Below are 12,800 nucleotides of genomic sequence, written 5' to 3'. Positions count from 1 at the left end.
GTCCACAGGCTGTGAACCCGACTCGGTCCTTGTGGACAGAGCCGGCCCGAGGTCATCCCACAGTCCGCACGAATCGATGTTTCTGCAGGTCAGGGGCGTGATCTTACCGATGTGGCGGGGGTCACACGACCAGCCGGTCCGGTGCACTGCGAGGATGACGGGGAACCTCGGGTTCACTGAACGTAACAACCGGGGGCGGGGCGCGGCAACCCGTCATCCACAGGTGCCGGCGGAACTGCTCCGCACGGGTTTGACCCTGTGGATCGCCAGCGCGTACCGTTGCTCGGTCACCCGGTGTCGACGGGTGCCGCATGTCCACGAAGAGCAGTCCCGCTCGCGGGCCGGTTCGTGGGTGGGCGGTGCCAGCCGAAAGGCGCCCCAGGGTCCCGAATCCCGACCCGACGGCACCGCACTGCCGCTCCGGCCCGGCGTGACTGCCCTGACCCACATGGAGAGAAGCTCGTGAGCAAGCGTACGTACCAGCCGAACAACCGCCGTCGCCACAAGGTGCACGGCTTCCGCCTGCGCATGCGTACCCGTGCCGGCCGCGCGATCTTGTCCTCGCGGCGCCGCAAGGGACGCAAGAGCCTCGCCGTCTGACGGCCCACCCCGTCCGCTCGCTGCTCCCGGCCACGTGCTGTCCGCGGCGCACCGACTCCGCGACGGCGCCACGTTCCGTGAGGCGATCCGTCGGGGCCGACGCGCCGGGCGGCAGACCCTGGTGGTGCACCTCCTGGTCGGTGAGCCAGTTGCCTCGCAGCCGGCGCGTGTCGGCTTCGTCGTGAGCAGAGCGGTGGGGAACGCCGTCATCCGCAACCAGGTGAAACGCCGGCTCCGACACCTCGCCCGGGAGCACGTCTCGTCGCTCCCGGGCTCTGCTGTGCTCGTGGTCCGTGCGCTGCCGCCGGCTGCGAACGCCAGCGCGGCGGAACTCGCGCGCGATCTCGAGCGTTGCCTCCTGCGGGTCGGTGCGGAGGTGACCGGATGAGATACGACCCGGTGCGCTACCTGCTCATCGGCTTCCTACGCGCCTACCGGCTGTTGATCAGTCCGCTGTACGGACAGGTCTGCCGCTATCACCCCTCCTGCTCGGCGTACGCCCTGGAGGCGGTGCGCTCGCACGGCAGCCTGAAGGGCAGCTGGCTGGCCGGCCGCCGCCTGGTGCGGTGCCACCCGTGGGCCGCCGGCGGCTACGACCCGGTCCCTCCCGCATCTTCCCGCCGCCGCGCGGGCTCATCTCCCTCCACCCAGCAAGGAGCCTGATCCGTGGGATTCCTCGGCGACATCGGCGCTTTCATCATGACGCCGCTCTACTACGCGATCTCGGCGGTGCTGGTCGCCTGGCACTCGGCGCTCGACGCGATCGGGCTGGACGGCGACAGCGGCCTGGTGTGGGTGCTGTCGATCATCGGCCTCACGCTCACGGTTCGCGCGCTGCTGATCCCGCTGTTCGTCAAGCAGATCAAGTCCAGCCGCAACATGCAGCTGATCCAGCCCAAGGTCAAGGAGCTGCAGAAGAAGTACGGGCACGACCGGGAGCGCCTGGCCCAGGAGACGATGAAGCTGTACAAGGACAGCGGGACCAACCCGTTCGCCTCGTGCCTGCCGCTCATCATCCAGATGCCGATCTTCCTGGCGCTGTTCCGGCTGCTCGACAAGCACGCCGCCCGCGGGGACGGCAAGGCCTTCATCACCAAGGACCTGGCCGAGAGCTTCCAGAGCGCCGACCTGTTCAGCGTGCCGCTGAAGGCCACGTTCCTGCGCAACGACGGCTCGACGGCCGTCATGGTCGTCGCCGCGATCCTGGTGCTGGCCATGACCGCCACGACGTTCACCACCCAGCGGCAGCTGATGAGCAAGAACATGCCGCCGGACGCGTTGTCGGGGCCCTACGCCCAGCAGCAGAAGCTGCTGCTGTACGTCCTGCCGGTCGTCTTCGCCGTCGGTGGCATCGCGTTCCCGGTCGCGGTGCTCTTCTACTGGACCACGTCGAACCTGTGGACCATGGGCCAGCAGTTCTACGTGATCCGGAACAACCCGGCCCCCGGGACCGCGGCGGCCCAGGCCAAGGCCGACCGCGACCGGGCCAAGGCCGCCCGGCACGGGCACGGCTTGGTGCAGACGGCCGACCCGGCGGTCGAGGCCGAGACCGAGAACCGGCCGCAGCCGCGCCAGCAGCCGAAGAAGCAGTCCCGCGAGCAGCGCCGGAAGGCGACCGGCGCGACGCCGGCCAACCCTGCGCGACCGAAGGGGCAGCAGCAGGCACAGCCCAAGCCGCAGTCCAAGCCGCAGTCCAAGGGACAGCAGAAGTCCCGACAGCCCAAGCCCAAGCCCAGCCCCGAGGGGGAGCAGCAGTGAGTGAGGACGCAGTGAGCGACGAGACCACGCAGGCCGGCGACATCGCCGTGGACGCGGCGGGCGGTCCGGAGCCGGCCGACGCGGACGATTCCGGCACGGGCGAGTCGGGCGGCTCCCGGGTGGAGCAGCTGGAGCAGGAAGGCGACATCGCCGCCGATTACCTCGAGGAGCTCCTCGACATCGCCGACCTGGACGGCGACCTGGACATGGACGTGGAGGGGGACCGGGCCGCGGTGTCGATCGTGGGCGCCGACCTCGCTCAGCTCGTCGGCGCGCGGGGTGAGGTGCTCGACGCGCTCCAGGAGCTGACCCGGCTGGCGGTGTACCGCGAGACCGGCGAGCGCTCCCGGCTGATGCTCGACATCTCCGGCTACCGCGCGCAGAAGCGAGCCGAGCTGGTCCACCTGGCCGAGGAGACCGTGGCCCGGGTGCGCGAGAGCGGGGAGAGCGTCGCGCTGGACCCGATGTCGCCCTTCGAGCGCAAGGTGGTGCACGACGCCGTGGCGGCGGCCGGGCTGACCTCGGAGTCCGAGGGCGTCGAGCCGCGCCGGCGCGTGGTGGTGCTTCCGTCCTGATCGGCGCCCGATGACCGACGATGTTTCACGTGAAACACCCTCCGTGCCGGACGTGGCCCGGAGGGTGTTCGCGTCTGACCGGTTGTCGCTCGCGGAGCGGTTCGTGGAGCTGCTCGCGGGCGACGGAGTGGTCCGCGGACTGATCGGTCCGCGAGAGACGCCCCGGCTCTGGGACCGGCACCTGCTCAATTGCGCGCTGCTGGCCCAGCAGGTCCCGCTCGAGGCAACCGTCGCCGACCTGGGGTCGGGGGCCGGCCTCCCGGGCGTGGTGCTCGCGATCGCCCGGCCCGACCTCCGGGTCACCCTGGTCGAACCGCTGTTGCGGCGGACCACCTTCTTGGAGGAGGTCGTCGCCGAGCTCGGCCTGGACCGGGTCGAGGTGCTGCGCGCTCGGGCCGAAGCGTTGCACGGGGACCGCCGGTTCGCCGTGGTCACCTCGCGGGCGCTGGCGCCCCTCGACCGGCTGCTCGGCTGGTCGATGCCCCTGGTCGAGCCGACCGGGGCCCTGCTGGCGATGAAGGGCTCGGCGGTCGCCGAGGAGATCACGGCCGCCGGCCCCGAGCTGGCGCGGTGGGGATGCGCCACCCCGGAGGTGCTCAGCCTCGGGGCGGACCTGGGTCTCGCCCCGACCGTGGCGGTCCGGGTGGTCTGGGCGGATCCGGGGCGGGTATCTTGGCCGATTGCGGCACCACGGAAGCGCGGGGGGCAGCAGCGGCGCGCGGGTCACGCGCGCGGCACATCGAACCGGAGGCGTGGCACGTGAGCGAGTTTTCCACCGGTGCAGAGCCGCCGGCTGAGCGGCAATTTCCACAGGATGGGGGTGTTGATCCACAGGGCGCCGCCGAGGCCGAGCACCGGGCTGTTTCACGTGAAACCGAGCCGGACCGTCCGCTCGGGGGCTACCCGGTGCGGACCGCGGCCGACATCGCCGTCGCCGCTCCGGACTTCGACCACGACCACGCGACCCCGCTGGCGCGCGCCGCGGAGCACGTCGTGCTGGCCCGCCAGGGTGCCCGGCTGCGTCCGGCGATGGCTCGACCGGAGGCGACCCGGGTGTTCGTCGTGGCCAACCAGAAGGGCGGGGTCGGGAAGACCACGTCCACCGTGAACGTCGCCGCCGCCCTGGCCCAGCTGGGACAGCGGGTGCTGGTCATCGACCTGGACCCCCAGGGCAACGCCTCGACCGCGCTGGGCGTCGAGCACCGGCGCGGCGTGGCCTCGACGTACGACGCGCTGGTCGACGGCGTGCCGCTGGCAGAGGTGGCCACCGAGAGCCCCGAGGTCGAGAACCTGACCGTGGTCCCCGCGACCATCGACCTCGCGGGCGCGGAGATCGAGCTGGTCTCCGTCGTGGCCCGCGAGAGCCGGCTGCGCAAGGCCATCGTCGGCCACCCCCAGGTCGGGACCGCTGCCGAGCTCGGCGAGGACCGCCTGGACTACGTCTTCATCGACTGCCCGCCCTCGCTGGGCCTGCTCACGCTCAACGCGCTGGTCGCGGGCAACGAGATGATGATCCCGATCCAGGCCGAGTACTACGCGCTCGAGGGCCTGGGCCAGCTGCTGGAGACCGTGGAGATGGTCAAGGCCCACCTGAACCCGGCGCTGGATGTCTCGACGATCCTGGTCACGATGTACGACGCCCGGACCCGACTCGCGGCCGGCGTCGCCGACGAGGTGCGTGATCACTTCGGCGACCAGGTCCTCAAGACCACGATCCCGCGCTCGGTCCGGGTCTCCGAGGCGCCGTCGTACGGCCAGACCGTGATGACCTACGACCCGGGCTCGCCGGGTGCGCTGTCCTACCTCGAGGCCGCGCGCGAGATCGCGATCAAGGGAGTCGCCTGATGAGCACGCACCGTCCCGCGCAGCGACGTGGCCTGGGCCGGGGGCTCGGCTCGCTGATCCCGACCGCCCCCCAGGCCGACCGCGACGACGGATCGGCGCCGGCCGGCCGGGCGCCCGGATCCGGGGTGGAGCTGGCACCGGTGCTGGGTGCGCACTTCGCGGAGGTCCCGGTCGGCCACATCCGGCCGAACCGGGTGCAGCCGCGCCAGGTCTTCGACGAGGAGGCGATGGCCGAGCTGGTGCACTCGATCCGCGAGATCGGCGTGCTCCAACCCGTGGTCGTGCGCCGGCACGGCCCCGAGGACTACGAGCTGGTGATGGGGGAGCGGCGCTGGCGCGCCTCCCAGGAGGCGGGGCTGGACACCGTCCCGGCGATCGTCCGCGAGACCGACGACGACGACATGCTCCGCGACGCCCTGCTGGAGAACCTGCACCGCGCCCAGCTCAACCCGCTGGAGGAGGCGGCGGCCTACTCCCAGATGCTCGAGGACTTCGGCTGCACCCACGAGGAGCTGGCCAGCCGGATCGGCCGGTCCCGGCCCCAGATCAGCAACACGCTGCGGCTGCTCAAGCTCAGCCCGGCCGTGCAGCGCCGGGTCGCCGCCGGAGTGCTCTCCGCCGGCCACGCCCGATCGCTGCTGGCGATCGAGGACCCCGAGCTCCAGGACCGGCTGGCCCAGCGGGTGGTCGCCGAGGGGATCAGCGTCCGCGGCCTGGAGGAGATCGTGGCGCTGCGCGACGTCGGCGCCCCGGCCCCCCGGGCGGCACGGGCCAAGCCGGTCGCGCCCGGGCTCGCGGACCTGGCCGAGCGGCTCTCGGACCGCCTCGAGACCCGGGTGAAGGTGGACCTGGGCCGGACCAAGGGGAAGATCACCGTCGAGTTCGCCTCGCTGGACGACCTGCGCCGGATCGTGGACATCATGGACCCGCGCAACCGCACGGACCGGCCGATCTGACCACCAGTCGACCAGTCGACCTGACGATAAGTCGCTATGTCGACTTATCGTCCTCAGTCCGAGCGGCCCGGCGGGCGGCGCGGCGGCGCTTCTCCTCCGCGTCGAGGCCCGCGGCCTCCTCGAGGGTCGGGGCGCCGCCGCCGTACGACGCCGGCAGCCACCACGAGCCAGGAGGCTGCTCCTCGGCGGGGTAGGACCGGATCGCCTCGTCGAGCAGCCCGGCCATCCTGGCCTTGAGCTCGGCGGTCTCGGCGACCGGGTCCGCTCCGGTGGGCTGCAGCGGTGCGCCGACCCGGATCGCGATCGTCTTGCCGCGGGAGAGATCGCGTGGGTGATCCTTGGTGAGCATCCGCTGGGTGCCCCACAAGACGACGGGCAGGAGCGGGACGCCCGCGGCCGCGGCGATCCGGACGGCTCCCGTCTTGAACTCCTTGAGCTCCATCGCCCGCGAGATCGTGGCCTCCGGGAAGATGCCGACCGCCTCGCCGCCGCGCAGGTACTCGACCGCCGTGTGGAACGAGGCGAGCCCCTCGCCGCGGTCCACCTCGATGTGGTGCATCGAACGCATCACCGGGCCGCCGACCGGGTGGTCGAAGATCTCCCGCTTGGCCATGAACCGCACCAGCCGCCCGGACGGGTTCGCGGCCAGGCCGCCGTACACGAAGTCGACGTAGCCGATGTGGTTGCAGGCCAGCAGGACGCCGCCGCTGCGCGGGACGTGCTCGGTGCCGGACAGCACGATCCGCTGCCCGAGCAGCCGGAAGCCGAGCTTCGCCGCCGCGATGATCGGCGGGTAGGTCAGGTCGCGCACGTCAGGGCCGACCGTCGCGCGCCGCGGCCGCCTGCACCATCGAGGCGCAGACCTTCCCGAGGTCCAGGCCGGCCGCCTGGATCGCCAGCGGGACAGTGGAGGTCTCGGTGAATCCCGGGGCGACGTTGACCTCCAGGAACCACACCCGGCCCTCGTGGTCGATGATCAGGTCCGAGCGCGAGACGTCGCGCAGGCCCAGGACCTCGTGGGCCAGCAGCGCGACCCGCGCCACCTCCGCGGCGAGCTCCTCCGACAGCGGCGCGGGAGTGACGAACTCGGTGGCGCCGGCGGTGTAGCGAGCGGTGTAGTCGTAGACGCCGCCGTCCGGCTGGATCGCGACCGCGGGCAGGGCGCGGGCACCTGAGCCGTCGTCGACGACCGGCACCGCGACCTCCATGCCGGGGACGAAGCGCTCGAGCAGCGCGACGTCGCCGTAGGCGAACGCGCTGACCATCGCGGCCGGCAGCTGCTCGGCCGTGCGGACCACGGTGCAGCCCAGCGCCGAGCCGCTGCGGGTCGGCTTGACCATCAGCGGCAGGCCCAGCCGGTCGACCAGCGCCGCCATCACCGCGCCCGCGCCGAGCTCGCGGAAGGTCTCGTGCGGCAGGCACACCGACTCCGGCGTCAGGACGCCGGCGCGCGCCACCACGGCCTTGGCCACCGGCTTGTCGAACGCGACCCGGCAAGCGGCCGGCGGGGCGCCGACGTACGGGACGCCGAGGAGCTCGAGGATCTCGCGGATCGCGCCGTCCTCGCCGGTCTCGCCGTGCAGCATCGGGACCACGCAGTCGGGGCGCTCGTCGCGCAGAGTGGCCAGCAGGCTGGCGTCCACGTCGCGCTCGGTGACCTCCAGGCCGGTCGCGCGCAGCGCCTCGGCGACCCGGCGCCCCGAACGCAGCGACACGTCGCGCTCGTGGGAGAGCCCGCCGGCCAGGACCAGGACGTGCCCGGTGGTCGTGCTTGTCGGCGCCACGTGTTCTCCAGTCACGAGAGGATCAGGTCAGGTCCGAGCTGGGGGCGTCGTACCCGCTGCGGCCCTCGAGCTCGCGGGTCGGGGCGCTGGCCCCGAACGTCTCGCGCAGCTCCATCTCCGCCTCGAGCACGCCCGCCAGCCGGCGTACGCCCTCGCGGATCCGCTCGGGCGTCGGGTAGCAGAACGACAGCCGCATCGAGCCCGAGCCGAACCCGTCGGCGAAGAACGCCGTGCCGGGGACGTAGGCGACCCGGGCGGTGACGGCGCGGGGCAGCATCGCCTTGGCGTCGATCCCGGGGGGCAGCGTGAGCCAGACGTAGAAGCCGCCGTCCGGGACGTTCCAGCGGCACGCCGCCGGCATCAGGTCGTCGAGCGCCTGGACCATCGCGTCCCGGCGCTCGCGGTACATCTCCCGGAACTGCTTGATCTGGCCCTGCCAGTCGTGGCCGGAGAGGTACGCCGAGACCGCCATCTGCGAGAACTGCGGCGGGCACAGGGTCGCCGACTCCTGGGCCAGCACCAGCTTCTCGCGGACCGCGTGCGGGGCCAGCGCCCAGCCGACCCGGAAGCCGGGGGCGAAGGTCTTGGAGAACGAGCCGAGGTAGATCACGCCCTCGGCCTCGTCCGCGCGCAGCGCGCGCATCGGTTCGCCGCTGAACCCGAGCAGACCGTAGGGGTTGTCCTCGAGCACCAAGATGTCCTCGGTGCGGCAGATCTCCAGCACCTCCTGGCGCCGGGCCGCGGACAACGTGACGCCGGCCGGGTTGTGGAAGTTCGGGATCGTGTAGAGGAACTTGATCCTCTTGCCGGCCGCCTTGGTGACCGCGATGGCCTGACGCAGTGCGTCGGGGACCAGGCCGTCCGCGTCCATCTCGGCATGCACGACGTCGCACTGGTAGGCCTTGAACACCCCGAGCGCGCCGACGTACGACGGGGCCTCGCAGATCACGACGTCCCCGGGGTCGCAGAAGATCCGGGTGACCAGGTCGACCGCCTGCTGCGACCCGACGGTGACCACCACGTCGTCGGGGTGCGCGTCGATGCCCTCGAGCCGCATCACGTCACAGATCTGCTCGCGCAGCTCCGGCACGCCCTGGCCGGAGCCGTACTGCATCGCGACCGGGCCCTGGGTGGCGACCAGCTCGGAGATGGCGCCGCCGACCACGTCGAGCGGCAGCCCGGAGATGTTCGGCATCCCGCCGGCCAGGGAGACCACCTCGGGCCGCGACGCCACCGAGAACAGCGCCCGGATCTCCGAGGCCGTCATCCCGGCCGTGCGCGCGGCGTACCGGTCGACGTAGGAGTCGAGGCGGGTGGTCGCGCGGACGGGCTGGCTCTCCATGACCCGTCTAGCATGAAGGATGCGGCGTCGCGCCGCAGCACCGGGACCGAGGTGTGGGAGGTGTTTCGTGTCTCGCAAGATCGTCCGGCTCACCCTGGACCACCTCGACACCTTCGACACCCCGTGCCGCTCGTGCCTGTTCTGGGAGCTGGACCCGGTCCGCCGGGAGCGGGTCGAGGAGCCGGCTGCCGCCAAGGACGCCTGGGTCTCGGAGGTGCTGCGCGAGTGGGGCTCCTGTGGCCGGGTCGCCCTCGTCGACGACGTCCCGGTCGGGTACCTGATCTACGCCCCGGAGGCGTTCCTGCCGGGCGCCGCGGGGTTCCCGACGGCGCCGATCTCACCGGACGCCGTCCTGCTCACCATGGCGTACGTCGCGCCGGCGCTGCGCGGCGGCGGCCTCGGCCGGATGCTGGTGCAGGGCATGGCCCGAGACCTGGTCCAGCGTGGCGGCGTCGGTGCGGTCGAGGCCTTCGGCGACACGGCCGGCCGCAGCGGCCGCTGCCTGCTGCCCGTCGACTTCCTGGGCAGCGTGGGCTTCAAGACCCACCGGGCGCACGTCACGACGCCACGGATGCGGATGGACCTGCGAATGGCGCTGAGCTGGAAGGACGAGGTCGAGGCCGCGCTGGAGCGGCTGGTCGGGGTGATGCGACCCGCTCCGAAGCCCGCGCGCCCGCCCGCCCCCAAGGCCGCGTCTCGCGCATCGACTTCGTCGCCGCGCGGGGCCGCGGGATCGCCCTGAGGGTAGGCACGCCGGTTTGGGGTCGCCGCCGCGAGCGGTAGCCCCGGCCGTACAGACGCTGCGGCCCGTCAGCGATGCTGACGGGCCGCAGAAGGACTGAGCGGGATCAGGCGATGAACTCCGAGAGCTCGTTGAGGATCGCGGCCTTGGGGCGGGCGCCGACGATGCTCTTCACGACCTCGCCGCCCTGGTAGACGTTGATCGTCGGGATGCCGGTGACCCGGTAGGACGACGGCGTGACCGGGTTCTCGTCGACGTTCATCTTCAGGAACGTGATCTTGTCCCCGTGGGACGTCGCGATCTCGTCGAGGATCGGGGCGACCTGGCGGCACGGGCCGCACCACTCGGCCCAGAAGTCCACGAGGACCGGCTTGTCGGACTTGAGCACCTGCGCCTCGAACTCGGCGTCGGTGACGGCTGCGATGTTGCCCACGGGCGTTCCCTTCTTGATGAACTCGGAGGTCTACAGGTATCGAACACCACGCCGGGGACGGATGTTCCCCGCCGCACCGCGACGCGATGCCCGGAGGGGGTGTCCGGTCACTCAGGCGCCGGCCATCTCCGCGTCCGCCCGGGCCTGGGCCTCGAGCGGACCGGAGGCCGCGTGGTCCAGCTCGGCGAGGTAGCGCTCCGCGTCCAGGGCCGCGGCACAACCCGTGCCGGCGGCGGTGATCGCCTGCCGGTAGTGGTGGTCGACCAGGTCGCCGGCCGCGAACACGCCGGGCAGGTTGGTGCCGGTGGAGGGGTGGCTGGCGATCACGTAGCCGTTCTCGTCGAGGTCGACCTGTCCGCCGAGCAGCTCCGAGCGGGGGTCATGCCCGATCGCGATGAACAGGCCGGTCGCGGGCAGGTTGCGGGTCTCGCCGGTCACGGTGTCGCGCAGGGTGAGCGACTCCAGTCGATCCTCGCCGTTGATCTCCTCGACCACCGAGTTCCAGAGGATCTCCAGCTTCGGGTCGGCGAAGGCCCGCTCCTGCATGATCTTGGAGGCGCGCAGCTCGTCGCGGCGCACGATGAGGGAGACCTTGGACCCGAAGCGGGTGAGGAAGGTCGCCTCCTCGATGGCGGAGTCGCCGCCGCCGACGACCGCGATGTGCTGGTCGCGGAAGAAGAAGCCGTCGCAGGTCGCGCACCAGGAGACGCCGCGGCCGGACAGCTCGGTCTCCCGGGGCAGACCCAGCCTGCGGTAGCCCGAGCCCATCGCCAGGATCACCGCGCGCGCGGTGTAGGTGTCGGTGGCGGTCCGGACGATCTTCAGGTCACCGGTCAGGTCGACCTCGACGACGTCGTCGGCGACCAGCTCGGCGCCGAACCGCTCGGCCTGGGCGCGCATCTCGTCCATCAGCGCCGGACCCATGATGCCGTCGCGGAAGCCGGGGAAGTTCTCGACCTCGGTGGTGTTCATCAGCGCGCCACCGGCGGTCACCGAGCCCTCGAAGACCAGCGGCGTGAGGTTGGCTCGGGCGGTGTAGAGGGCGGCGGTGTAGCCGGACGGGCCGGAGCCGATGACGATCACGTTGCGGACGTCTGACATGGAGGACGACACTCCCTCGGAGATGGGTTCGGTGCAGTGGACCTGCGCTGGTAGAACCGATCGTAGGTGAGGAATCTTCCCGCTCTCGAGGCGCCCGGCGCCGGCTGCCGGCGCGGCCGCGGAGCGTTCAGCGCGCGGGCAACGTGATCGAGCGCGCCGGCTGGTCGCTGCCGCACAGGTAGAGGTCGACGACCTGGGTCTCCCCGCGGGCGTGCCGGAACACCAGCGCGCCGAGATCGCCGTCGTACCGCACCGCGACCCGGCGCCCGGCGCCCCAGCCCTCGGTCGAGCAGGAGCCGCGGAACGCGTCGAGCTCATTGCGCCCCGGCCTCGCGCCGGACTGGCTGGTCGTCGTGCCGTACAGCGCGGCGTCCCGCTCCTGGGCCTGGAGCCGGCGCACCTGGGGGCCGAACCGCTCGGAGGTGAGCCGCACCGGTGCCTGGCCCCCGAGGAAGGAGTCCCCGTCGCCGGCCGCGCTGGGCACTGCGGCCTCCGGCTGGTCCGCCTCGCCTGCCGCGGCACTGCGCTCACCGGACCCGGCCCCGGAATCGGGGCCGATGCTGTCGCTGGTGGCGGACGACGCGGAGTCCCCGTCCCCACCGGAGACGGTGAGGTCCACCTCGTTGAGACCGATCCCGACCGCGACGACCGCGGCCGCCGCGACCAGCAGGTTCCGCACGGTACGGCGCCGCCGGGCGCCGGCCAGGTCGACGGGTGCGGACGCCGGGACGCGGGTGCCGCGGTCGCTGGCGCCCGCGCGGTCGGGGCCGAGGTCGGCGAGCACCCCGTCGAGCCGGGCGACGACGTCGTCCGGCATCGGCTCGGTGTGCCGGGCCTCGGCGAGCAGTCGGCGCACCTGCTCCTCCTGCGGCGTGAGCTCGGGTTCGTCTGCCATGGGGTTCTCACCTCCTCGGGATGCTGGCGTGGCTCTGGTGTGGGCTGTGGCGTGGACGTCGGTCAGGTCGCGTCCGGTGGCCCCCGAGGTGCGTCGTGGGATTCGACGGACCGCAGCGCAGGCGGGTTCCCCGGCTCGGCGTGTCCCGGGTCACCGGCGGGGTCGGCGAGCAGCGGGGCCAACACCTCGGCGAGCCGGGCCCGGCCCCGGGAGCAGCGGGACTTGACGGTGCCCACGGCGCAGTCCAGCACCTGGGCGGCCTCGGCGACCGGGTAGCCCTCCATGTCGACCAGCACGAGCGCCGCGCGCTGCTCGTCCGGCAGCGTCGCGAGCGCCGCGAGCACCAGGCGCCGCCGCTCGTCGCGCACCGCGAGGTCCGCCGGGTCCTCGGTCGCGGGCGTCGACGACGCCGTGGAGCCGCGGTCGCGGTACTCCTCGAGGTCGTCGGGCAGCGCCTCCGCCCGGCGCACCTTCGCCGCCCGCAGCCGGTCCAGGCACGCGTTGACCACGACCCGGTGCAGCCAGGTGGTCACGGCGGCGTCGCCGCGGAAGGTGCCCGCCCGGCGGTACGCCGCGACCAGGCCGTCCTGGAGCCCGTCCGCGGCGTCCTCCCGGTTCCCCATCGTGCGCACCGCCACCGCCCAGAGCCGGTCGCGGTGCCGGGCGAACAGCAGCCCGAAGGCGTCCGGGTCGCCGTCGACGTGGGCGCGCAGCAGGTCCTGGTCGGTGGCCTGGTCGCCGGGCCCGGCGTGGTCCATGCTCATCGGGC

At 72.6% G+C, this 12,800-nt stretch carries 16 protein-coding genes; 9 read left to right on the top strand and 7 right to left on the bottom strand.

The window, feature by feature from the left end; all coding sequences use genetic code 11:
* Nucleotides 1-462: 462 nt before the first annotated feature.
* The 8 genes from rpmH (at nt 463) to NOCA_RS25215 (ending at nt 5,734) form a co-directional block, all read left to right on the top strand.
* Nucleotides 463-600, top strand: coding sequence for a 50S ribosomal protein L34 (gene rpmH, locus NOCA_RS25250; protein ID WP_011758123.1), 138 nt, complete (start codon nt 463-465; stop codon nt 598-600).
* A 34-nt stretch (nt 601-634) separates the two neighbouring features.
* Nucleotides 635-988, top strand: a complete 354-nt coding sequence (gene rnpA, locus NOCA_RS25245; RefSeq protein WP_011758122.1) for a ribonuclease P protein component — start codon at nt 635-637, stop codon at nt 986-988.
* A complete protein-coding gene (yidD, locus tag NOCA_RS25240) occupies nt 985-1,263 on the top strand; it encodes a membrane protein insertion efficiency factor YidD (protein WP_011758121.1) in 279 nt (92 codons plus the stop codon). Before rnpA ends, yidD begins: the two co-directional genes overlap by 4 nt.
* A gap of 36 nt (nt 1,264-1,299) precedes the next feature.
* Nucleotides 1,300-2,358, top strand: a complete 1,059-nt coding sequence (gene yidC / locus NOCA_RS25235; RefSeq protein ID WP_238383525.1) for a membrane protein insertase YidC — start codon at nt 1,300-1,302, stop codon at nt 2,356-2,358.
* Nucleotides 2,355-2,933, top strand: coding sequence for a Jag family protein (locus tag NOCA_RS25230; protein WP_011758119.1), 579 nt, complete (start codon nt 2,355-2,357; stop codon nt 2,931-2,933). The genes yidC and NOCA_RS25230 overlap by 4 nt, the downstream gene beginning before the upstream one ends.
* 10 nt (nt 2,934-2,943) lie before the next feature.
* Nucleotides 2,944-3,696 carry a 16S rRNA (guanine(527)-N(7))-methyltransferase RsmG gene (gene rsmG, locus NOCA_RS25225; RefSeq protein WP_011758118.1) on the top strand — a complete coding sequence of 251 codons (753 nt, stop codon included), beginning with the start codon at nt 2,944-2,946 and terminating at the stop codon, nt 3,694-3,696.
* 143 nt (nt 3,697-3,839) lie between these two features.
* A complete protein-coding gene (locus tag NOCA_RS25220) occupies nt 3,840-4,778 on the top strand; it encodes a ParA family protein (RefSeq protein ID WP_274378268.1) in 939 nt (312 codons plus the stop codon).
* Nucleotides 4,778-5,734, top strand: a complete 957-nt coding sequence (locus NOCA_RS25215) for a ParB/RepB/Spo0J family partition protein (RefSeq protein WP_011758116.1) — start codon at nt 4,778-4,780, stop codon at nt 5,732-5,734. The genes NOCA_RS25220 and NOCA_RS25215 overlap by 1 nt, the downstream gene beginning before the upstream one ends.
* 34 nt (nt 5,735-5,768) lie before the next feature.
* On the opposite strand, the gene NOCA_RS25210 is transcribed toward NOCA_RS25215, so the two are convergent.
* Genes NOCA_RS25210 through NOCA_RS25200 form a run of 3 tightly spaced genes read right to left on the bottom strand, consistent with a single transcriptional unit; the run spans nt 5,769 to nt 8,860 of the window.
* Nucleotides 5,769-6,545, bottom strand: a complete 777-nt coding sequence (locus tag NOCA_RS25210; RefSeq protein ID WP_011758115.1) for a lysophospholipid acyltransferase family protein — start codon at nt 6,543-6,545, stop codon at nt 5,769-5,771.
* Nucleotide 6,546: 1 nt separating this feature from the next.
* Entirely contained in the window at nt 6,547-7,518 is a 972-nt protein-coding gene (locus NOCA_RS25205) for a D-alanine--D-alanine ligase family protein (protein WP_011758114.1), read from the bottom strand.
* A 22-nt stretch (nt 7,519-7,540) separates the two neighbouring features.
* A complete protein-coding gene (locus NOCA_RS25200; RefSeq protein ID WP_011758113.1) occupies nt 7,541-8,860 on the bottom strand; it encodes an aminotransferase-like domain-containing protein in 1,320 nt (439 codons plus the stop codon).
* Between the two features lie 67 nt (nt 8,861-8,927).
* On the opposite strand from NOCA_RS25200, the gene NOCA_RS25195 reads away from it, so the two are divergent.
* Complete coding sequence (locus tag NOCA_RS25195; protein ID WP_011758112.1) at nt 8,928-9,602, top strand: GNAT family N-acetyltransferase; 675 nt, start codon at nt 8,928-8,930, stop codon at nt 9,600-9,602.
* 106 nt (nt 9,603-9,708) lie between these two features.
* On the opposite strand, the gene trxA is transcribed toward NOCA_RS25195, so the two are convergent.
* From trxA to sigM, 4 genes are all read right to left on the bottom strand, one after another.
* A complete protein-coding gene (gene trxA / locus NOCA_RS25190) occupies nt 9,709-10,035 on the bottom strand; it encodes a thioredoxin (RefSeq protein ID WP_011758111.1) in 327 nt (108 codons plus the stop codon).
* A 111-nt stretch (nt 10,036-10,146) separates the two neighbouring features.
* Nucleotides 10,147-11,136: a thioredoxin-disulfide reductase gene (trxB, locus tag NOCA_RS25185; RefSeq protein WP_011758110.1), complete on the bottom strand. Its 990-nt coding sequence runs from the start codon at nt 11,134-11,136 to the stop codon at nt 10,147-10,149.
* A gap of 127 nt (nt 11,137-11,263) precedes the next feature.
* Complete coding sequence (locus NOCA_RS25180; RefSeq protein WP_011758109.1) at nt 11,264-12,031, bottom strand: hypothetical protein; 768 nt, start codon at nt 12,029-12,031, stop codon at nt 11,264-11,266.
* Between the two features lie 62 nt (nt 12,032-12,093).
* The gene (gene sigM / locus NOCA_RS25175) at nt 12,094-12,795 is read right to left on the bottom strand and encodes an RNA polymerase sigma factor SigM (protein WP_011758108.1); all 702 of its coding nucleotides are present in this window, start codon (nt 12,793-12,795) and stop codon (nt 12,094-12,096) included.
* Between the last annotated feature and the right edge of the window lie 5 nt (nt 12,796-12,800).

Source organism: Nocardioides sp. JS614 (assembly GCF_000015265.1).
GTDB lineage: Bacteria > Actinomycetota > Actinomycetes > Propionibacteriales > Nocardioidaceae > Nocardioides.
Note: the sequence above shows the minus strand (reverse complement) of the source record. Positions and strands in the feature narration are given on the sequence as shown.

Excerpts from the sequence above, each read along its gene's own strand:
- yidD (WP_011758121.1), top strand. The coding sequence starts at position 985 with ATGAGATACGACCCGGTGCGCTACCTGCTCATCGGCTTCCTACGCGCC.
- yidC (WP_238383525.1), top strand. The coding sequence starts at position 1,300 with ATGACGCCGCTCTACTACGCGATCTCGGCGGTGCTGGTCGCCTGGCAC.
- rsmG (WP_011758118.1), top strand. The coding sequence starts at position 2,944 with ATGACCGACGATGTTTCACGTGAAACACCCTCCGTGCCGGACGTGGCC.
- NOCA_RS25215 (WP_011758116.1), top strand. The coding sequence starts at position 4,778 with ATGAGCACGCACCGTCCCGCGCAGCGACGTGGCCTGGGCCGGGGGCTC.
- NOCA_RS25200 (WP_011758113.1), bottom strand. The coding sequence starts at position 8,860 with ATGGAGAGCCAGCCCGTCCGCGCGACCACCCGCCTCGACTCCTACGTC.
- trxB (WP_011758110.1), bottom strand. The coding sequence starts at position 11,136 with ATGTCAGACGTCCGCAACGTGATCGTCATCGGCTCCGGCCCGTCCGGC.
- NOCA_RS25180 (WP_011758109.1), bottom strand. The coding sequence starts at position 12,031 with ATGGCAGACGAACCCGAGCTCACGCCGCAGGAGGAGCAGGTGCGCCGA.
- sigM (WP_011758108.1), bottom strand. The coding sequence starts at position 12,795 with ATGAGCATGGACCACGCCGGGCCCGGCGACCAGGCCACCGACCAGGAC.